Annotated in this window: 7 protein-coding genes, 1 tRNA gene and 1 pseudogene; 5 read left to right on the top strand and 4 right to left on the bottom strand. The window is 60.5% G+C overall.

Translation table 11 applies throughout. The features are described from left to right. Positions 1-36: 36 nt before the first annotated feature. Entirely contained in the window at positions 37-765 is a 729-nt protein-coding gene (locus QYH43_RS10235; protein ID WP_095059123.1) for an amidotransferase, read from the top strand. Positions 766-818: 53 nt separating this feature from the next. Here the strand turns inward: QYH43_RS10235 and QYH43_RS10240 are convergent, their stop codons facing one another. The 3 genes from QYH43_RS10240 to QYH43_RS10250 form a co-directional block, all read right to left on the bottom strand. Next, positions 819-1,790 (bottom strand): magnesium and cobalt transport protein CorA, encoded by a 972-nt coding sequence (locus tag QYH43_RS10240; protein ID WP_095059124.1) that lies wholly within the window; start codon positions 1,788-1,790, stop codon positions 819-821. Between the two features lie 155 nt (positions 1,791-1,945). Further along, the gene (locus tag QYH43_RS10245) at positions 1,946-2,668 is read right to left on the bottom strand and encodes a 1-acyl-sn-glycerol-3-phosphate acyltransferase (protein ID WP_301157007.1); all 723 of its coding nucleotides are present in this window, start codon (positions 2,666-2,668) and stop codon (positions 1,946-1,948) included. A gap of 214 nt (positions 2,669-2,882) precedes the next feature. Beyond that, positions 2,883-3,572 (bottom strand): crotonase/enoyl-CoA hydratase family protein, encoded by a 690-nt coding sequence (locus QYH43_RS10250; RefSeq protein WP_301157008.1) that lies wholly within the window; start codon positions 3,570-3,572, stop codon positions 2,883-2,885. 308 nt (positions 3,573-3,880) lie between these two features. Here QYH43_RS10250 and QYH43_RS10255 point away from each other — a divergent pair. Next, positions 3,881-3,970: transfer RNA gene (locus QYH43_RS10255), tRNA-Ser, on the top strand. A gap of 199 nt (positions 3,971-4,169) precedes the next feature. On the opposite strand, the gene QYH43_RS10260 is transcribed toward QYH43_RS10255, so the two are convergent. Then, on the bottom strand, positions 4,170-4,307 hold the full coding sequence (locus QYH43_RS10260; RefSeq protein WP_301157009.1) for a hypothetical protein: 138 nt from the start codon (positions 4,305-4,307) through the stop codon (positions 4,170-4,172). Between the two features lie 294 nt (positions 4,308-4,601). Between QYH43_RS10260 and QYH43_RS10265 the strand changes: the two genes are divergently transcribed. The 3 genes and pseudogenes from QYH43_RS10265 to QYH43_RS10270 all read left to right on the top strand — a co-directional run bounded on the left by QYH43_RS10265 (position 4,602) and on the right by QYH43_RS10270 (position 21,484). Continuing rightward, the gene (locus QYH43_RS10265) at positions 4,602-7,286 is read left to right on the top strand and encodes an EAL domain-containing protein (protein ID WP_301157010.1); all 2,685 of its coding nucleotides are present in this window, start codon (positions 4,602-4,604) and stop codon (positions 7,284-7,286) included. A 29-nt stretch (positions 7,287-7,315) separates the two neighbouring features. Then, a pseudogene (locus tag QYH43_RS26905) lies at positions 7,316-7,411 on the top strand (universal stress protein); the annotation flags it as partial. Between the two features lie 156 nt (positions 7,412-7,567). Further along, positions 7,568-21,484, top strand: a complete 13,917-nt coding sequence (locus QYH43_RS10270) for an autotransporter-associated beta strand repeat-containing protein (protein WP_301157011.1) — start codon at positions 7,568-7,570, stop codon at positions 21,482-21,484. Positions 21,485-21,725 lie beyond the last annotated feature (241 nt).

Genomic DNA, 21,725 nt, shown 5'->3' on the forward strand with positions numbered 1-21,725 from the left:
GTGTGCATTATTCCCATCACGTGTCAGGTATTTTTTATGTCGTTACGCATCTGCATTCTGGAAACCGACAACCTGCGTCCGGAATTGGTCGACCAATATCAGGGCTACGGGCAGATGTTCAAACACCTGTTTTCGCAGCAACCCATTGCTGCTGAATTCACGACCTACAACGTGGTTCAGGGCGACTATCCCGATGATGAGCAGACCTTCGACGCCTATCTGGTGACGGGCAGCAAGGCCGACTCCTTCGGCACCGACCCGTGGATCGAAACCCTCAAGGCCTACCTGTTGACCCGCTACGAGCGTGGCGACAAACTGTTGGGCGTGTGCTTTGGCCATCAATTGCTGGCGCTGCTGTTGGGTGGCAAGAGCGAACGGGCGACCCAGGGCTGGGGCGTCGGCACGCACAACTACAAACTGGCTGCCAAGGCGCCGTGGATGAACCCGGTGCGTGAAGAGCTGACCTTGTTGATCAGCCACCAGGACCAAGTGACCTCACTGCCGGAAAACGCCACGGTGATCGCCTCCAGCGATTTCTGCCCGTTTGCCGCGTACCACATCAACGATCAGGTGCTGTGCTTCCAGGGCCATCCGGAGTTCATTCATGACTACTCCCGGGCATTGCTGGAAATTCGCCAGCAGGCGTTGGGCGAGCAGGTTTACTCGAAAGGCATCGCCAGCCTGGAGCAGGAACACCACGGCACAACGGTTGCCGAATGGATGATGCGGTTTGTGGCGCACAAGCCGGCAAACCAAGCTATTTAACAGGCGTAACCTCACCTGTGGTGAGGGAGCTTGCTCCCTCACCACAAAGTCTGTCAGAGCCACCCTGACTTCTTGAAGCTCGCCCACAAACTTACACACCCCACGGCAATAAATCCCAACACGGCGAAATATCCGTAGTGCCAGGTCAACTCCGGCATGTTCTGGAAGTTCATCCCGTAAATCCCCGCCACCGCTGTCGGGAACGCCAGAATCGCCGCCCATGCGGCAAACTTGCGTTGCACCACGCTCTGACGTGACGCCTCTAGCAAAACGCCGACCTCGATGGTCTGGCTGGCAATGTCCGCGAGCGTCGTAAGGTCTTCCATCTGCCGCGTGACATGAATCTGCACATCACGAAAATACGGGCGCATGTTCTTGTCGATGAACGGAAAGCTCAGCTTTTGCAATTCCTCGCCGATCTCCACCATCGGCGCTGCAAATCGGCGCAAGCGCAACACATCGCGGCGCAGGCTGTGGAGTTTTTGAATGTCGTGCTCGTTCAGGGAACTGCTCATGACATTGCGTTCCAGCTCGTCGATTTCCCCATGGATCGCTTCGCCCATCGGCTGGTAGTTTTCAATCACGAAATCGAGGATGGCATAGAGAACGAAATCTTCCCCGTGTTCGAGCAATATCGGACGCGCCTCACAACGCTGTCGGACAGACGCGTAGGACGCCGAATGACCGTTGCGCGCAGTAATGATGTATCCATTGCCGGCAAATATATGCGTCTCGATGAACTTGAGTTTGCCGTCCTCCCGTATTGGTGAATACGTGACGATGAACAGCGCATCACCAAAGGTTTCGAGTTTTGGTCGACTGTGTTTTTCCAGAGCGTCTTCGATGGCCAGTTCATGCAGGTTGAACTGGCGTTGCAGATTGAACAGCTCCTCTGCATTCGGCTCTTCGAGGCCGATCCAGACGAAGTGCCCCGGCTTTGCAGCCCAGGCCGCGCCTTCGTCGAGGGTGATATCAGTGACTTTCTTACCCGCGCTGTAAACGGCAGCAGCAACAACTCTACCCATGGTTTTGATTCACTTATTGGTAGCTCTTATGGTTATCGTTTATTTCTAAAGGCGCTCAGCTTAGCCTTCTGCTCCTTGAGAGTCAGTGAATTCTGCCGAGTTCGCCAGCATAAGTTTGCAGGCAAAAGAAAACCCGCACTGGGCGGGTTTCGTTTTCAGGCGGCTTGCAGTTGCCGGTCCATCGATTCGATGCATTCGCGCATCTGTTCACGGCACTGGGCCATCAACGTCGGCATGTCGTCCAGGCTCAATCCAGTGGTAGGAATAGCCGGCAGCGAGCGAATCAGAATTTTCCCACTGTGCCAGCGGTTCAATCGCATGTGCTTGACGTAACTGCTGACACACACCGGCACGATCGGCACTCCGGCAGCGATGGCCATCTGGAAGGCGCCTTTCTTGAACGGCAGCAACTCCTCACCCAGATTGCGCGTGCCTTCCGGGAACACCCAGATCGAGGTGTCTTCGTTTTGCAGGGTGTGGGTGGTGGTCAACATCGACTGGCGAGCTTTTTGCGCATTGCCACGGTCGATCAGTACGTTGCCGGCCAGCCAGAACAATTGGCCGAACAGTGGAACCCATTTCAGGCTCTTTTTTCCGATGCACACGGTACGGCGGGGCACCACGTTGCCGAACACAAACAAGTCATAGTTGGACTGATGGTTGGCGATGATCACGCAGCTCTCGGGCTTATCCAGCAACGGCCCGACTTCAGCTTTCACCCGCAGGCGCAAAATGCACATGGCCGGCCATGCATAGAGGCGCGCGCACAGGCGGCTATTGTCCGGATTGAACGGTCGGCACAGGCCGAGCATCACGCCCAGCACACCCGCCACAATAAAGTGCAGACCCATCAATGACATACGCAAAACAAACAGCATTTGCAGGCCCCACCGGGACAAAAGGTGGCGCAGTGTACGGATGTGCACTGTTTTCGGCAATTGCCGTTACAGATGTAGGAGATGGCCGATGTTTGTGCGTATGTTTCCGACTTGTTGGTCAGATGCAGCCTAGAGCGGTTACAGACATTTAACTGCGTTATGTACGAAAAAGCCCGACACGACGGTCGGGCTTTTCGTTATCGCAGCAAAGGGCTCAGCCCAAATGCTCCTGGTCCTGAATGATTGCGCTATCCAGGGTCTCCAGCAGCGCTTTACGCACTTTCAACTTGGTATTTTTATGGGCGGTCATGTTGATTTTCTTCAACTGACGAGCTGCCGCCAACGCAGCCCCCTGAAGCTCCTCGGCCGACACCACGACGTCGAGGAATCCAGCATCCACGGCGCTCTGCGGATTGAACATCTCACCGTTGATCACCGAGCGATGGAATGCCGACTTGCGCAGGCGATCACGGGCCAGCTCAATACCGGCGTGGTGCATGGTCATGCCGATCTGCACTTCGTTCAGGCCAATGCTGAAGGCGCCGTCGACACCGATGCGGTAGTCGGCCGACAACAGCAAAAACGCGCCCTTGGCCACGGCATGCCCAGGGCATGCGACGATCACCGGGAACGGGTGCGAGAGCAGGCGGCGGGCCAGCGTCGAGCCGGAGGTCACCAGGGCCACCGCTTCCTTTGGCCCGGACGTCATCACCTTCAGGTCATAACCGCCGGACAGAATGCCTGGCTGACCGGTAATGATCACCACCGCACGATCAGCCACAGCCTGATCCAGCGCAGCGTTAAACGCAGCAATCACGTCCGGGGAGATGGCATTGACCTTGCCATTGCTCAAGGTCAGGGTCGCGATACCGTCTTCGAGATGGTAAGAAATCAACTCACTCATGACGCTAATCCTTTTAGTAAAGTTGCGCAGACGTTACCCACCGTCGCAGGCCAGGTAAAGCGCCGTGACTGACCCGCCAGTCACCCTTTTCCCGCCCGCCGAGCGTAGTCCGCCGTGCTGGCTGCCGATTTCCCTCTATATAGAAGAAGGCGCGAAGCCGGAGATTGGCCGGTTTGCCATGGGCCCAAGCAGGGGGAAACACCAGATTGCGTTAACCACATGAAAATTCTGAAAAAAATGTTTGCCATCGGAAATGCTTTCGACTACATTAGCGCGCCTCGACAGACAGAACATGTTTGAAGAGATACGGTGAAGTGTCCGAGTGGCTTAAGGAGCACGCCTGGAAAGTGTGTATACAGGAAACTGTATCGAGAGTTCGAATCTCTCCTTCACCGCCAAATTTAAACCTAAAGGCCCCGTTTTACGGGGCTTTTTTGTGCTCGCTGTATTTTGTTCCCCATCTGGATTTCGTTGATTTTCGCTCTGTGAACTCTGTCCTGCTTTCCGCCTGAGGCGTCACCCATTATTGCGGCGTGTGGGATTTTCTTCCGTGGCTCAATTGGCAGGTAGTTTTTCCGCACGCGTCTCTGTTTGCGCTCAAATCAACCTTTCGCTGACAACGTCATGCTCAAACGCAATGAGGTTGAGCGACCTCTGCACCCCCGTCATCCGCTTTTCGATCTCTCGACGTGCATCAGCCTCGTCGCCATTGAAAGGGGTGTGATTGATTTCCATCGACGATTCCCACATCACTAGCAGCTCCACGTGACGCCGATCTTGCGGAAGCAGACGGTCGCACGCACCCAGACATCGGTGTTTTCTCCGCTGTCCTTGCTCCGATTAAGACTGCGCTTTGACCACTTTTGCGACGAGTCTGTCTACCCGTGCGAATCATGGAAAAGATCAATTTGCGCGTCGCTACGCAAAAAACTGTTGAGTACTTCATTTTTTTGACGCCAAGTATTTTCTGACCGACTAATCTAAGAACAGACCTGCAATGCCCCCAATTGGATTTGTCGAGGCTTTCTCATGCAGTGGCGTTCACATTCCTTAGCGGTCCGTCTTACGGCAGGTATTGTTTCCATCATTTTGTTTGTCTATGCGCTGGCTGGCCTGGCGCTCTACCAGAGCAAACAACAGCATGAGCTTCAAGCGATCATCACAACGGAGAACCTGGCGCGGTCCTTGTCAATCAACGTCTCTGGCATCCTTGATAAAGTGGATGTTGCCCTGTTTGCTATCACCAGCGAAATCGAGCGGCAAATGGCTGCCGGAGGCATTGATGGGCCGTTGCTCAACGGGTATCTGACACAGCAGCAGGCGCATATTCGGGATTGCGAAGGGCTGTGGGTGGCGGATGAGAAAGGTAATGTCCCCTGGGGAACATTGATGACCGCCGGCAAGATAACGAATATAACCGACCGAGAGTATTTCCAACGCCTGCGTGAGAATTCGCATCTGGGAATGGTCGTATCCAAGCCCGTGATAGGACGCACCACAAAAGCCTGGTCGGTCCTCCTGTCCAGACGCATCAACCACGCTGATGGCTCCTTTGCAGGTGTAGCGCTGGGCTCGTTGCGAATGATGGAGTATTTCACCGACATGTTTTCCACTATTGATGTTGGGAAACAAGGGGTCATCGCTATTCGTGATGAGGAGATGGCGCTCATCGTCCGGTTTCCGAAAGTAGCCAATGATAGCGGGCAAGTTGGCGCCAGGCTGGTTTCAGCCGAGGCTACAGAAGCGACTCGATCGTCCCCGGAGGCCGGGAGTTACACCGCCGTGGCTCCAGTAGATGGCATCGAGCGACTCTACAGCTATCGAAAAATTGCTAATTACCCTCTGTATGTTTTTGTCGCAAAAAGCACCGACGACTTTCTTGCTCCCTGGCGAAAGGAAGTGGTCATCACACTTTTGCTGGTGGCAGTTTTCACCCTGGCCATTCTTGTTTTCACGCGTACCAGCTATCGACGTGAAACTGAATCGCGTAAGGCGAAAAAAATGGAGGTCTTTCGTACCGTGTTCCGCACCAGCCCGGATAGTCAAGTCATCACCCGCCTTGAGGATGGGCGACTACTTGAGGTCAATGACGGATTTACACCCGTATTTGGCTGGACACGGGAAGATACTATTGGCAAAACGGTTTTTGATATCGATATCTGGCGCTACCCGGAAGAGCGTCACACGTCGGTTCGTCTCTTGCAGCAAAACGGATATTTCATTGATCGTGAAGCTGAATTTGTCAGCAAGGATGGCCGAACGTGGCCCGGTCTGGTTTCGGCGCACGTGATGACCCTGGATGACACTTTGTGCATTCAGGCGATCGTCCGGGACATTAGCGACCGAAAGGCTGCCGAGCAGCAGATCCAACGGCTATCGTTCTCTGACCAGCTCACGGGATTGCCCAATCGCCGACTCTTTATGGATCGACTGGAGCAAGCATTGATTTCGAGTGCTCGCCATCAATGGATCGGTGCATTGATGTTCGTCGATCTCGATGATTTCAAGTCAATCAATGAAACCATGGGGCATGGCCAGGGTGACTTGTTTCTAATTGAAATCGCCCACCGATTGAGGCGTTGTGTGCGGGAGGGCGATACCGTCGCCCGCCTTGGAGGCGACAAATTCGCTCTTATTCTGGAAAGCCAGAGCGCCAATACTCAGGAGGCGGCGAGCCATGCTGAAAGCATTGGCGAAATAGCTTTGCGGAAGATCGAGCATCCTTATGAACTGTGCACATCCATCCTGCACCGAACGGGCAGCATAGGTATCACTCTGTTCGGCGAACAGCATGAGGATGCAAGCGAGCCCTTGAAGCGCGCCGAGTTGGCTATGTACCAGGCCAAATCCTGCGGGCGCAACGTCTTGCGCTTTTTTGACCCACAGATGCAGGCGATCGTCAGCGCTCGAATCGCACTTGAGGATGGCTTGCGCGAGGCGATCAAACAACACCAAATCCTGCTGCACTATCAACCGCAGATCACGGACCAAGGTCGCATTACAGGGGTTGAAGCGTTGGTGCGCTGGGAAGACCCGCGCGGCGGTATGATTTTTCCGGCAGATTTCATTCCACTGGCAGAGGCGAGCGGCTTGATTATTCCGCTAGGCCAGCAGGTGTTGAAGATGGCCTGTCAGCAGTTGGCGGTATGGGCAGATAGAACCGAATTCTCGCACCTGAGCATCGCCGTCAACGTCAGTACTCGGCAGTTTAATCAGGATGACTTTGTCGAACAAATACGGTCTGTGCTCAAGCGCTGCGGTGCCAATCCTCATCGTCTCAAGCTGGAGATTACTGAAAGTATGCTGGTCTCCAACGTCGAGGATGTGATTGCCAAGATGAATGCGTTGAAGTCCATCGGCGTTGGATTTTCGCTGGACGACTTTGGCACCGGTTATTCCTCCCTGGCGTATCTCAAGCGCCTGCCGCTGGACCAGCTCAAGATCGACCAGGAATTTGTCCGCGATATCCTGGTGGACCCAAACGACGCTGCAATCGCCAAGACGGTGGTCGCATTAGCACGCAGCATGAGTTTGTCGGTCATTGCTGAGGGGGTGGAAACGCAAGCTCAGCGCGATATGTTGGCGGATTTGGGTTGCCGTAACTATCAGGGGTATTTATTTGGCCACCCCATGGCAGTAGATGCATTAGAGGATTACATCGAAAGCGGAATGGACCTCGTCCTTACAGATCGCTCGGGGTATCAGCGTAAGTGAGGCCCCCATAGTCCTGTAGCGGGTTTTGACCCGACAAAGCGCTGGCCGACTTTGCCGGGCATCACCGAACCGATGTAATCGTGATGAGAAATGCGCATCGCAAGGGGCTGGGAAAATGGGTGGGTGTACGGGCTATTCGCACATTTTCAGAATGTTCTTAGTGATATATCTGCCTGGATTTGACGTATCGGCGTGCACTGGGTGCGTGTGGTTGTCAGCACGTACGTGTTGAGCGGGCAACTCGACAGGGCACAACCCCATAAGAAAAAAAGGGAAAGATCATGAATCATGTATTTCGCCTTGTCTGGAGTGCACGTTCAGGTACTTTCGTAGCCGTCAGCGAGCATGCGAAGTCCCATGGTAAAGGTCGCCGCGGTGGGCGGCGGGTTCGCAGGCTCCGGACGCTGGCCTTGTTGTTGTCGGCGGGCATGGCGTTCAGCCCCATACTGCAGGCAGCCGATCGGTATTGGGATACCAACGGCACGACACTGGGCTCGGGGGGGACCGGCACCTGGAATCTCTCCAGCGCTTTTTGGAGCCCCAACAACGACGGCGTCAGCGGCCCCTACAGCGTCTGGAACAACGTCGCCCTGGACGACGCCTTCTTCGGTGGTACCGCCGGCACCGTGACCTTGGGCACACCGATCACCGTGCACAACCTCACCTTTCAAACCACCGGTTACACGCTCAGCGGCAGCACCCTGACCCTGGGGGGAATCACGCCCACCATCAACGTTACTGGCGGCGCCACCATCAACTCGATCCTGGCGGGCGGCGCGGGTCTGACCAAGGCGGGGGCCGGGACCCTCGCCCTCAACGGCGCCAACACCTTCAGCGGTGGTGTTGTGGTCAATACCGGAAGCCTGGCCCTCAACGGCGATTCTGCGCTGGGTGCGGCGGGCAACGGCGTCACTATGGCCGGCGGCACAAGCTTGAGCAGCACCGGTGCCCTCGCAGCGAGCCGGAACATCACCCTCACCAGCGGGACTCTCCTGCTGGGCGGCGCAGGAGTCGGCTCGGCCCGCTTCACCGGCGCCGGCGGGCTCAGACTCAATGGCGGTGTCAGCCTCACCAACGCCGCCAGCAACTATACCGGGGCGACCATTTTCGGTAACGGGAATGGCGGCAGTTTTTCGTTCAACTCCATCGCCGATCTGGGCGTGGCCAGTTCCCTGGGGGCGCCAACGACGGTGGCCAATGGCACCATCACGCTTGCGTCCGGCGGTGGTGTTGGTGCAACTCTGAGCTATTTCGGTGCCGGCAGCAGTTCCAACCGCAACTGGCAACTCAGCGCCGCGGGCACCGTAGCGCCGCTCACCTTCCGCAACATAGGGACAGGCACGTTGACACTGACCGGCAACATGGTCGTGTCCGGTGGCAGTAACTTTGGCACCAGCTTCAGTGCCAATAACGCCGACATGTCATTGCTGGGCATCATTTCAGGCAATGGGTCGGTCTCCTATACCGGTGGCGCCGGAAGAACCATCACGCTTGGCAACGTCAATACGTATACGACCGCCACCGGCATCAACGGCGTAACCGTGCGGGCCGGCTCGCTCAAGGACACTGGCACCGCCAGTTCCTTTGGCACCGGCACGGGTGGTGGCATCGGTATCACCAATGGCGCCTTGTCTTACACTGGCGCTGGCGATAACAGCAATCGGACATGGGGGCTCAACGGCGGCGCGATCAACAATGACGGCACCGGCGCGCTTGCGCTCAGCGGCACCCTGGCACTCACCAACACCGGCACGCTCGGCGGAAGCTACACGGGGGCCGACAACCTCCTCTCGGGCGTCATCTCGGGTACGGGCGGCCTGGCCAAGAGCGGCGCCTCCACGTGGCTGGTCAGTGGCGCCAATACCTACACCGGTAGCACCACGGTCAATAGCGGCACGCTTCGCGCCGGCAGCACCACGGCCTTTGGAGCAACCAGTGGGGTTGCCGTGAACAGCGGCGGTACGCTGGATCTCAACGATCTGGACATCACGGTGCGCTCGTTGACTGGTACGGGCGGCACCGTCGACCTGGGATCGGGGACGCTGAACCTGAGCGATGCTGCGGGTATCAGTACCGCCTACGCCGGCAACATCACCGGCAGCGGTGGCCTCGTCAAGACCGGAGCCAGCACGCAAACCCTCACCGGGACCAACACCTATACGGGTGCGACCACGATCAACGGCGGCACGCTGCGGTTGGACTACGGTGCAGCCACCGCGCCCACCAGCAACATCATTTCCAGCGCCTCGACCCTGAACATGGGCGGCGGGGTGCTCAATGTGATCGGTGCCGCTGGCGAGGCCAATACACAGACGTTCAACGGTCTCCTCGTCACCGCAGGCAACAACACGATTGGCGCGACATCCGGCGCCGGTGGCAGCATGACGCTTAACCTGGGAGCGATCACCCGCACCGACGGCCTGGTCAACTTCAACTTGCCGGGCAGTGGCAACATCACCACCACCAATACCACCCTGGGCGGTTGGGCCACGGTCAACGGCACCAATTATGCCAAGGTGGTCGGTGGCAACATCCTTGCCTTCACCACGACGGACTATGTCAACAAGGACGATGCTTCCGCCTGGCTGAACAACGAGATCCTCAGCGATGCCGGTGGCACTGCGAACTCGCCCTTTTTCGGCACGGTGAGCGGCAGCAAGCAAATCGGCGGCTTGCAGTACACCGCGGCAGCCAACTCCACCGTGACCGTGGGCGCCGGTAATACCCTGGGTGTGGATGGCACCATCATCGTTGCGCCGTCGGTCGGGGCCAGCAATCAGACGTTCACGGGCGGTTCGCTCACCGGTACCTCCGGCGGTGGTGTGTTGGGCATCCAGCAGAACGGCACCGGCAACTTCAGCATAGGGTCCCAGATCGTCGACAACGGCACCGGGATCGGCTTCACCAAGGCCGGTACCGGGCTGGTCACACTGACCAACGCCAACAACACCTACACCGGCGCCACCACCGTGTCGCAGGGGATCCTCTCGGTCGGCAACATTACCAACGGCGGCACCGCGAGCGGCATCGGCGCCTCGTCCTCGGCATCGTCCAATCTGTTGCTGGAAGGCAGCACGCTGCGCTACACCGGTGCCACGACGACCAGCGACCGCGGTTTCACCCTTGCCAAATCCGGCTCGATCCTGGGCAGTATCGTCGATGTCACCAGTGCCGCCAGCAACCTGACGTTCAACGGTCCGGTCACCAGCGCCGATGGCGCCACGTTCACCAAGACCGGCGCCGGCACGCTGACGCTGGGCAACGCGGGCAACGACTACACCGGCATCACCACTGTCTCCGGCGGCACACTGGCGGTCAACACCCTGGCCAATGGCGGTCTGGTCAGCGGCATCGGTGCGTCCGGCAATGCTTCTGGCAGTCTCGTCCTTAATGGCGGCACGCTCGGTTACCTCGGTGGTACGACCAGCACTGACCGTGGTTTCACCCTCGGCACGCCCGGTGCTGGCGGCAGCGTGGGTGCCATTGGCGTGAGCAACGCTGCCACGACCCTGACCATCAGTGGTACGGCAGTGGGTGATGACGGTTTTCGCAAGGACGGGCCGGGCACTCTGGTGCTCTCCGGCACCAATACCTACTCGGGCGGTACCACGGTCGCTGCCGGCACGCTGCGCGCTGGGTCCACCCAGGCTTTTGGCACTTCAAACAACGGCCTGAGCGTGGCGAGCGGAGCCACGGCGGATCTCAACGGTTTCAATATCTCGGTCGGGGCGCTACAGGGCCTCGGCAATGTGAACCTGGGCTCCGCCACGCTAACGTCGCTTCTCAGCGGGACCTTCGGCGGGGTCATCAGCGGTAGTGGCGGCTTTACGCAGGGCGGCGGCACCCAGACCATGTCCGGTTGCAACAATACGTACACCGGCGCCACCGCCATGAACAACGGTGGGATTAGCGTTGATTGTCTGGCCAATGGCGGGCAGGCAAGCGGTATCGGCGCATCGACCAGCGCTGCTTCCAACGTTCTGTTCAACAGCGGTACTCTCAATTACACCGGTGGCAACGTCAGCATCGATCGCGGGCTGACGATGCAGAGCGGGTTTGGCGTGCTTAATGTCACCAATGCGGCGACCACCCTGGGCATCAGCGGAGCGGTGGGCGGCGCCGGCACCCTGTACAAGAGAGGGCCCGGCACGCTGGTGCTGTCCGGTAACAATACGTACACCGGCGGCACAGTGGTCGATCAGACCGGCATCCTGCGCGCCGGCTCAGCCACGGCCTTTGGCAATGGCTACCTGAGCATGGGCAACGTGACCGGCGCCACGCTGGATGCCAACGGTTTCAATCAGTCGTTCACGTGGTTGCAAGGGGGTGGCACCACGGGCGGCAACATCAACCTGGGCGGACAGACACTGACAATCAGTCAGGGTAACAATACGGCTGGCGTTGCCTATGCCGGCAACATCATTGGCGCCGGTAACCTGGTCAAGAGTGGCGCGCAGGTCCAGCGAATGACCGGATGCAACAACAGCTACACCGGCACCACCACCATCAACGGCGGCACCCTGGCCGTCGACTGCCTGGCCGACGGCGGCAGCAACAGTGGCACCGGCGCCAGCAGTGCGGCCGCAAGCAACCTGCTCATCAACAATGGCGCCACCCTGTCGTACAGCGGCGCGGGCCAAATCAGCGATCGCCTGTTCACGCTCGGTGCGGGCGGTGGCTCGCTGGATTCCTCGGGCACAGGAGCATTGAACCTGACCAACGTCGGCGCTATTGCGTTGACCGGCACCGGCGTCGCGCGCACGTTGACGCTCAACGGTACCAACACCGGCAACAACACGCTGTCGGCGCAGCTCGACAACAATGGTGCGGGCGTCAGCTCGCTGACCAAGACCGGCGCCGGCACCTGGATCCTGACCAACAACACCAGCAACTACACCGGTGTCACCACCATCAACGGCGGCGTGCTCGGGGTCAGCAAACTCAGCAATGGCGGCACGGCCAGCGGTATCGGCGCGGCGTCCAGTGCGGCCGCCAACCTGGTGATTGGCAACGGCTCGACCTTGCGCTACACCGGCGCGGGCGACAGCAGTGATCGACTGTTCACGCTGGCGGGCGGCGTTTCGTTCCTCGAATCGTCCGGTACGGGCGCGATCAACCTCACCAATCCCGGCACGATCGGGCTATCGAATCCGAACGTGGCGCGCACCGTCGCCCTGGGCGGCACCAACACCGGTAACAACACCGTGGCCGGCGTGATCGGCAACAGCGGCACCGGCATTACCACGCTGGCCAAAAACGGCAGCGGCACTTGGGTCCTGACTGGCAACAACACGTACACCGGCAACACCGTCATCAACGACGGCAACCTGACGATCGGCGACGGCAACACGTCGGGCAATCTCGGCACCGGCAACGTGATCGTCGATTCGGCGACCTCGACGTTGTCGATGAATCGCAGCGATACGGTCATCTTCAACGCCACCATGAGCGGTCCGGGCACCTTTGCGCAGGTCGGTACCGGCACCACCACGCTGACCGCGGGCAACAGTATCGGCGCCACCACGGTGAGCGCGGGCACGCTGGACGTGAATGGCGTGCTGAACACCGGTTCCATCGCCATGAGCGGTACCTCCACCCTGAACGTGGACGGCACCGTGCAGGCGGCGGGCGCAACGACTGCCGCGATCACCGGCGACGCAGGCGCTAACACGATCAACGTCAACACCGGTGCGACCCTGCACACCAACGGCGACTTGGGCGATGGCAGTGATGCCCTCACTGTGACCGGCACGCTGGACACGGGTGCTGCGGTGTTGAACCTGGGAGCAGGCAACGACACCCTGACCATCAATGACGGGGTGATCAACGGCGCCGGCGTCGACGCGGGTGCCGGCACCGCCGACAGCCTGGTGATCAACAACGCCCTGGCGAAGACCTTCGGTGGTTTCAGTGGCTTCGAGCAACTGACCAAGCAGAACACGGGCACGCTGACGCTGACCGGCAACCAGAGCTACAGCGCCGGTACCGCGATCAACGGCGGTACGCTGGATGTGAGCGGTACGTTCGATACCTCGACCGTCTCGATGGCGGACGCCACCACCTTGAACGTGGATGGCACAGTGCAGGGCATGGGCGGGACGATTACAACCCTCACCGGCAGCGCCGGCGCCAACACCCTCAACATCAACAGCGGCGCGACGCTGCAAGCAAACGGCAGCCTGGGCGACGGTACTGACAACGTCACCCTCGCAGGTACGCTCAACACCGATGGCGCCGCCCTCGACCTGGGAGCGGGGGACGAAACCTTGACCCTGCGTGACGGCGCCGTGATCAGCGGCGTGGGTATCGATGCCGGAACCGGCAATGACCAGTTGGTGCTCGACAATGCCCTGGCACTGACCTTCAACGGCGGCGCGACTGCGGGCTTCGAAAGCCTGCTCAAGCAGAACAGCGGCGTCACCACCCTGACCGGCAGTCAGAGTTTCAGTGCCGGAACCACGATCAACGGCGGCGCACTGGATGTGGTGGGTGCGCTGGAAACGCCCACCGTGGCACTGGCGGACGACACGACGCTCAATGTCAACGGCTCACTGCAGAGTGTTGGCGGAGCAGCGGCCACGATCACCGGCAGTGCCGGCGCGAATACCTTGACGGTGGGGGCTGGCGGCAACCTGGTCGCCAGTGGCGATCTGGGTGGCGGCGACGATGTCCTGGACGTGGCCGGCACGCTCGATACCGATGGCGGTACTTTCGCACTCGGCGACGGCGATGACACGCTGAGCATCCACGACGGCACTCACATCATCGGCGCCGTGACGGCGGGTGCGGGCACCGATACTTTCGCCACTGATATCAATACCAGTGCAGACGTGGGCGCCGTGCAAGGGTTTGAAACCCTGACCAAGACCGGCGTCGGCGCACTCAACTTCAATGGCCCGACGGGTTCGGACTTCACGACCGTCAACGTGCTGGCCGGCATCTTGAACATCAATGCCGCGGCCAGCTTTACCGGGGTATCCGAGGCGACGGTCGCCAGCGGCGCGGCGCTGAACGTGAACGGCAGCCTGGGTTTCACCACAGGTTCTGACAGCTTCACCGTTGCAGGCGATGTTGCGGGGACGGGCACCGTCGACTTGCTCGATGGCGACGATCAGTTAACGCTACAGGATGGCGCGGATCTAAGCGGTCTGACGACCGCGATCGACGGTGGCCTCGGCATCGATACGCTGACGGCCGACATCGCCACCACCGCGGCCCTGGGGGGCGCGGTCAATTTCGAAACCCTGATCAAATCCAATGTCGGCACGCTCAACATCAACGGACCGGTGACTTCGCAGTTCGATACGGTGCTGGTGCAGGGCGGGACGCTGTACATCGCTGCGGGTACCGTTGTCGATCCGCAGACCACTGTGGTGTCCTCGGGCGCGACCATGACCGTGGACGGGACGTACCAAGGCACCACGGGCAACGACACCTTCACGGTGTCGGGCACGGTCAATGGCACGGGCACGATCAACCTGCTCGGCGGCGACGACATACTGACCTTGAACGACGGCGCTGACCTGAGCGGGCTGGCCAATCCACTCGACGGTGACGCGCATGGCGCAGGCGACACGGTGGTGTTGAACAACGCCGGCGCATTTGCCCTCAACGGCGGCAACATCGTCAACTTCGAATTCCTGCAGAAGGACAACACCGGCACGGCGACGCTGACCGGGACACAGAGCTTCAGCGGCGGCACGGCGATCAATGGCGGCACGCTGGATGTGGACGGTGCGCTGACTACGCCGACCATGACGCTTGCCGACAACACGACGCTTAATGTCAATGGTTCACTGCAGGGCGCGGGTGGTACGGCCACGACGATCACTGGCAGCGCCGGCATCAATACGGTGACGGTCGATGGCACGCTGGTCGCGACCGGCGACCTTGGGGCCAGCGACGATGTGCTCGACGTGGTCGGTACGCTCGACACGCTGGGCGGGAGCTTCGCGGTGGGCGATGGCGACGACACCTTTACCGTGCACGACGGCACCAATGTCATCGGCACTATCGACGGTGGTGCCGGCGTGGACACTCGCGTCTACGACATCAATCTAACCGCCGACCTGGGCCAACTGGTCAACTTCGAAGGTGTGACCAAGACCGGTACCGGCACTCTCAACCTCAACGGCCCCGGCGCGACCGATCTGCAGGAAGTCAGCGTGCTGGGCGGTACGTTGAACATCGGACCCGCCGGCAGCGTGGTGGCGACCCTGGGCAGCACACTCACCACGGTAGTGGGCAGTGGTGCGACCTTGAACGTCGACGGCAGCTACGGTTGCGGCGACGGCAACGATGCCATGACGGTGTCCGGCACGGTGTCGGGTTCCGGCACCATCGACCTGTGTAACGGCGATGACACGCTGACCCTCAACGATGGCGCGGTGCTGAGCAACGTCGTCAGCGGCGGCAACGCCAGCGATACCGTGGTGCTGAACAACGCCAACGCCTTTACATTCGACGCTGGCAACACGACCAACTTCGAGCTCCTGCAGAAGGAAAACACGGGAATTGCGACCCTGATCGGAACCCAGGGTTTCAACAGCGTCGATGTGATGGCAGGCACGCTGGATGTGGACGGCACGCTGGAGACGTCGACTTTGGTTCTGTTTGGCGGCACGGCACTCAACGTTGACGGCGTGGTGCGAGGCTTCAATGGCGCCGAAGTGTTTCTCGGCGGTGATGATGACGTCAACACGGTAACGATCGGGGCCGGCGGCTTGCTGTTTGCGGCAGGCGACTTGGCGGGCGGCAACGACGTGCTGGACGTGTTCGGTGAGCTCGACACGAATGGCAGCGGCTTCAGCGGCGTGCTTTCGCTGGGCGCCGGCGACGATTTGTTCACCCTGCACGACGGGGCGCTGGTGGATGGCGTCGTCTACGGCGGCGATGGCACCGACACCGCCATCGCCGATATCAACCTGACTGCCGATCTCGGCGCACTGGTTCAGTTTGAGGTCCTGACCAAGACCGGCACCGGCATCCTGAACATCAATGGCGATACCGTTGGCGTGTTGTTCCCGTCCTCCATCCAGAACGTCAACGTGCTGGAGGGCACGTTGAACATCGGGCTGGATGGCATCGTGGAGGGGCCCGCCGACGGTAGTCCGCTCAATACGCTCGTTGCGAGTGGCGCCACCCTCGATGTGGACGGCAGCTACGGCTGCGGCAGCGGCAACGACACGATGACCGTGGGCGGCACGGTGACGGGCAGCGGCACCATCGATCTGTGTGACGGCGACGACACGCTGATCCTGAACGACGGCGCGAATCTGTCGGGTCTGGTCAATGCGCTGAGTGGCGGAAACGGAACGGATACGGTGTTGGCCGACATCGCCGGCAGTGCGATCCTGGGTGGTGTAGTCAACTTCGAGACGCTGACCAAGACCAACATCGGCACGCTCAATGTCGATGGCCCGGCGTCTTCGTCGTTCACCACGGTCAATGTCCTCGGCGGCACACTGGATGTCGGTGCCGCCGGCGCGATCAACGGCGTGGTCACCACGACGGTGGCAAGCGGCGCGACCTTGAATGTCGATGGCGTCTACACAGGCAGCGCGGGCAACGACAGCGTCGACGTGTCCGGCACGGTCAGCGGCAGTGGCACCATCGACCTGGCTGCCGGCGACGACACGCTGACGCTCAACGACGGTGCGGCGCTGAACAACGTCATCGACGGCGGCGCACATGGCGCAGGCGACACTGTCGTGCTGAACAACGCCAACGCGCTGAGCTTCAACGCCGGCAACACGATCAACTTCGAACTCCTTCAGAAGGACAACACCGGCACGGCGACACTGACCGGCACACAGAGCTTCATTGGCGGCACCACCATCAATAGCGGCACGCTGGATGTGGACGGTGTGCTGAGTACGCCGACAGTGGCGCTTGCCGACAACACGACGCTCAATGTCGATGGTTCGCTGCAAGACACGGGCGGCACGGCCGCGACGATCACCGGCAGTGCGGGCATTAACACCGTCACTGTGGGGGCGGGCGGAACGTTGCTCGCCAGCGGCGACCTTGGCGCCGGCAACGATGTGCTCGATGTACTCGGCACGGTTGACACGCAGGGCGCAATCTTCACGCTGGGCGATGGCGACGATACCTTCACCGTGCACGACGGCACCAATATCATCGGCACCATCGACGGTGGCGCCGGCCTGGACACCCGCGTCTACGACATCAACCTGACCGCCGACCTGGGCACGCTGGTCAACTTCGAAGGTGTGACCAAGACCGGTGTCGGCACCCTCAACATCAACGGCCCCGCCGCGACCAACCTGCTGCAAGTCGATGTACTCGGCGGCACGCTGAACATCGGGCCAAGCGCCACGGTATCGGCACAGGACACCACGGTCGCCAACGGCGCGACGTTGAACGTGGACGGCAGCTTCACCGGCACGAGCGGTAACGACACAATGACCGTAGCCGGCAGGCTGACAGGCACGGGCCCCGTTGATCTGCTCGACGGCGACGACACCTTCACTGTCCAGGACGGCGCCGATCTTTCGGGCCTGGCGAATGCCGTAGACGGTGGGGCGGGTACCGATACCTTCCTGGCGGACATTGCAGGCAACGCCACGCTGGGCGGCGCGATCAATTTCGAGACCCTGACCAAGAGCAACATCGGCACACTCCACGTCGATGGGCCGGCGAGCTCGAGCTTCACTGCCGTCAATGTGGCGGGTGGCACGCTGGACATCGGTGCCGGCGGTGCGATCAACGGCGTGCTCACCACGACGGTGGCGAGCGGCACGACGTTGAATGTCGATGGCGTCTACACGGGCAGCGCGGGCAACGACAGCTTCAACCTGTCCGGTACGGTCAGCGGCAGTGGCACCATCGACCTGGCTGCCGGCGACGATACGCTGACCCTCAATGATGGCGCGGTGCTGAACAACGTCATCGACGGCGGCGCAAACGGCGCAGGCGACACCGTCGTATTGAACAATGCAGCGGCGATGACGTTCGATAGCAGCAATACGACCAACTTCGAATTCCTCACCAAGGACAACGTTGGCGTCGCGACCCTGGCCGGCACCAGTACCTTCTCCGGTGGTACCGCGCTCAATGCCGGCACCCTGGACGTGGATGGCACGTTGAATACGCCGACCGTCGCGCTGGGTGATAACACCACGCTGAATGTCGACGGCAGGTTGCAGGCGGTCGGCGGCACGGCGGCGACGATCACCGGCAACGCCGGCACCAATACGGTGTCGATCGGCGCGGGCGGCACGCTGCTGGCCATTGGCGACCTGGGCGCGGGCAACGACGTGCTGGATGTCGCCGGCACACTCGACACCGGGGGCGGGATCTTTGCACTGGGTGATGGCGACGACAACTTCGTGGTGCACGACGCCACTGTGGTGCTGGGCACGATCGACGGCGGCGCCGGGCAGGATACCCGCGTCTACGACATCAACCTGACCACCAACCTGGGCGAATTGCTGAACTTCGAGGGTGTGACCAAGACCGGGGCCGGCGTGCTCAACATCAACGGGCCGGGCGCGACCGATCTTCAGGAAGTCAACGTGCTGGGCGGTACCCTGAATGTCGGCCCCAACGCCAGCGTGGTGGCGACCGCTGGCAGCACGCTCGCCACTGTAGTGAGCAGCGGTGCGACGTTGAATGTGGACGGCAGCTACGGCTGCGGCGCCGGCAACGACACGATGAGCGTGTCGGGCACCGTCAGTGGTAGCGGCGCCATCGATCTGTGTGGCGGCGACGATACGTTGACCCTCAACGATGGCGCGGTGCTGAACAACGTCATCGACGGTGGCGCGAACGGCGCAGGCGACACCGTCGTGTTGAACAATGTCGCGGCGATGACACTCGACGGCCTCCACACGACCAACTTCGAATTCCTCACCAAGGACAACATAGGCGTCGCGACCCTGGTCGGCACCAGTACCTTCTCCGGTGGTACCGCGCTCAATGCCGGCACCCTGGACGTGGATGGCACGTTGAATACGCCGACCGTCGCGCTGGGTGACAACACCACGCTGAATGTCGACGGCAGGTTGCAGGCGGTCGGCGGTACGGCGGCGACGATCACCGGCAACGCCGGCACCAATACGGTGTCGATCGGTGCGGGCGGCACGCTGCTGGCCAGTGGCGACCTGGGTGCGGGCAACGACGTGCTGGATGTCGCCGGCACACTCGACACCGGGGGCGGGATCTTTGCACTGGGTGATGGCGACGACACGCTGACCATCCACGATGGCACTAAAATCCTGGGCACGGTGGCAGCAGGAGCAGGCAACGACGTCTTCAATGCCGACATCGCGGCGAGCGCCGACCTGGGCGCCGTGCAGGGCTTCGAGACCCTGAGCAAGACCAATGTCGGCGTGCTCAACATCAACGGCCCGTTGGGGTCGGAATTCACCACGGTCAATGTGCTCGCCGGCACCTTGAACGTGGGCGCCAACGGCAGCGTCAAGGCGCAAAACACGACGGTCGCCGCCGGTGCCACGCTCGACGTGCAGGGCAGCTATGCGGGTACCGCCGCAGATGACAGCTTCACCTCGAGAGGCACCGTGCGCGGCATGCTGGACTTCGGTACCGGTAATGACTCGGTCAGCTTCATCGGCGGTGATTTGAGCGGTCTGCGCAGTCTGGGTGGGGGGGAAGGCGATGATCACCTCAGTTTCAGCGGTCTGGACCTCGGTACCGGTGCTCCGGCGCTGAACAATTGGGAGCAGGTCGAATTACTCGACGGCAGCGTTTTCGCGCTGGCCAGTCCACTCGACCTGAACGCTGGTCTACTGACCCTCGACAGCACTTCGCGACTGCTCGCCCGCTCCGGTGCAAGCATTGGAGGAAGCGTTCATAACGACGGCTTGATTGATGTCGGATCGCACCGTCTGGCGATCAGCGGCGACTACGGCGGTAACGGCACCCTCGACGTGCAGGTCGCTGCCTCCGCCGGTACGTCTGGTGGGTTGGACATAGGCGGTGATGTGGTCGGTTCGACGCGTGTCAATTTCGCCAACGATGGCACTGAGGCCAAGCCGGGGACAACGATCCGAGTCATCAGCAGCCCCAATGACAATCCGTCGACCGCCGGAGGCTTCGTGTCGGACAAGACCGTGCGTTTGAACGGTAGTGTCCTGGCCTGGAATTTCGCTCAGGGCGAGAATGACTCGGACTGGTATTTGAGTTCGGCCGACAAATTGCTGTTGCCGGAGATTCCCGGCTATACGGTGGTGCCGGATATCGGCTATAGCATGACTCTGGATAACAACCGACTGCTGTTTGACCGCATGGCCGGCGGCCGTGGGGATAACCCCTACTGCAACCGCAGCGAGGAAGAGCGCACGCGCATTGGTCTGGAGTGGTTCGGCACCTGCGAAGGGTTATGGCTGGCCGCCATCGGCAGTCACTTGTCGATGGAATCGAATCCGGGGTTCGAGTTCGATGGCAACAGCACGGGGCTCTATGCCGGCTACGACCACCTGTTCGTGGACGAACAGGCTTCCCGCATGCGTGGCGGTCTGTTCATCGGCCAGCAGCGGGGCAATTACTCGACCACAGGCGAGAGTTCGACCGGTCCGGTGAGTGTGGGCAGATCCGACGTGGACATGGACGCACTGGCGTTTGGCGCCTATGGAAGCCTGGATTGGCAGAGCGGCACCTATGCCGACCTGAGCCTGACGGCTCTGCTGCCCGATGCGCAGGTCCGTTCGTCCGATGGCTTCAGCGAGCAGGTGCACGGCGACATCTTGAGTCTCAGTGGACAAGTAGGGCACAGGTTTCCCCTGAGCAACGGGTGGGTAGTAGAGCCGCAGTTCCAGGCGAGTGCCATCCACATGCGCTGGGATGACAAGACCGACTCAAGCGGCAAGCAACTGAATATAAAGGACGATGTACTGGGGTTAGTGAGGACTGCGGTGCGCCTCGAAAAGACCGTCGTGACGGATGGCGGCGCGACCCTGAAACCTTGGCTGACCGTAGGGTTGCAGGACACCCTGGGGGAAAACTCAACAAACCTGGAAGTGACACTGCCGGGCGGGACACGGCAGGACTTCTCCGGACATGACTTGGGATTGAACGCAACTCTGGATGTGGGGCTGGAGGCCCAGGTCACTCAGGATCTGAGGGTATTTGGCACGGCTTCGGTGATAGGCGCGAACCTGGGTGGCAGCGATGTGAGTCAGCAGCAGGTTAGCCTCGGAGTACGCTGGACTTGGTAAGGGGGGCTGATGGCTTATAGGATTGTCGTGGCTGTAGCTGGATATTGATTTGGCGGACTCGTTCACCGCCAAATTCGATGTAAACAAAACCCCTGGTTTCGAAAGAAGCCAGGGGTTTTGTGCGTTTTGGGCCGTAATATTTTTGCAGGACGCCAATTCGGTAGGGGTGGTCGTTTTTTCGCTTTCTGGTACAAAATGGATCAAACGGCGACGTGACGGGCACGTGCCTCTACCGGGGTGG

This window comes from Pseudomonas sp. C32, assembly GCF_030417915.1.
GTDB lineage: Bacteria > Pseudomonadota > Gammaproteobacteria > Pseudomonadales > Pseudomonadaceae > Aquipseudomonas.

Coding starts and splice junctions, on each gene's coding strand:
- QYH43_RS10245 (WP_301157007.1), bottom strand. CDS start 2,668: ATGCTGTTTGTTTTGCGTATGTCATTGATGGGTCTGCACTTTATTGTG.
- QYH43_RS10260 (WP_301157009.1), bottom strand. CDS start 4,307: ATGGAAATCAATCACACCCCTTTCAATGGCGACGAGGCTGATGCACGT.
- QYH43_RS10265 (WP_301157010.1), top strand. CDS start 4,602: ATGCAGTGGCGTTCACATTCCTTAGCGGTCCGTCTTACGGCAGGTATT.
- QYH43_RS10240 (WP_095059124.1), bottom strand. CDS start 1,790: ATGGGTAGAGTTGTTGCTGCTGCCGTTTACAGCGCGGGTAAGAAAGTC.
- QYH43_RS10270 (WP_301157011.1), top strand. CDS start 7,568: ATGAATCATGTATTTCGCCTTGTCTGGAGTGCACGTTCAGGTACTTTC.
- QYH43_RS10235 (WP_095059123.1), top strand. CDS start 37: ATGTCGTTACGCATCTGCATTCTGGAAACCGACAACCTGCGTCCGGAA.
- QYH43_RS10250 (WP_301157008.1), bottom strand. CDS start 3,572: ATGAGTGAGTTGATTTCTTACCATCTCGAAGACGGTATCGCGACCCTG.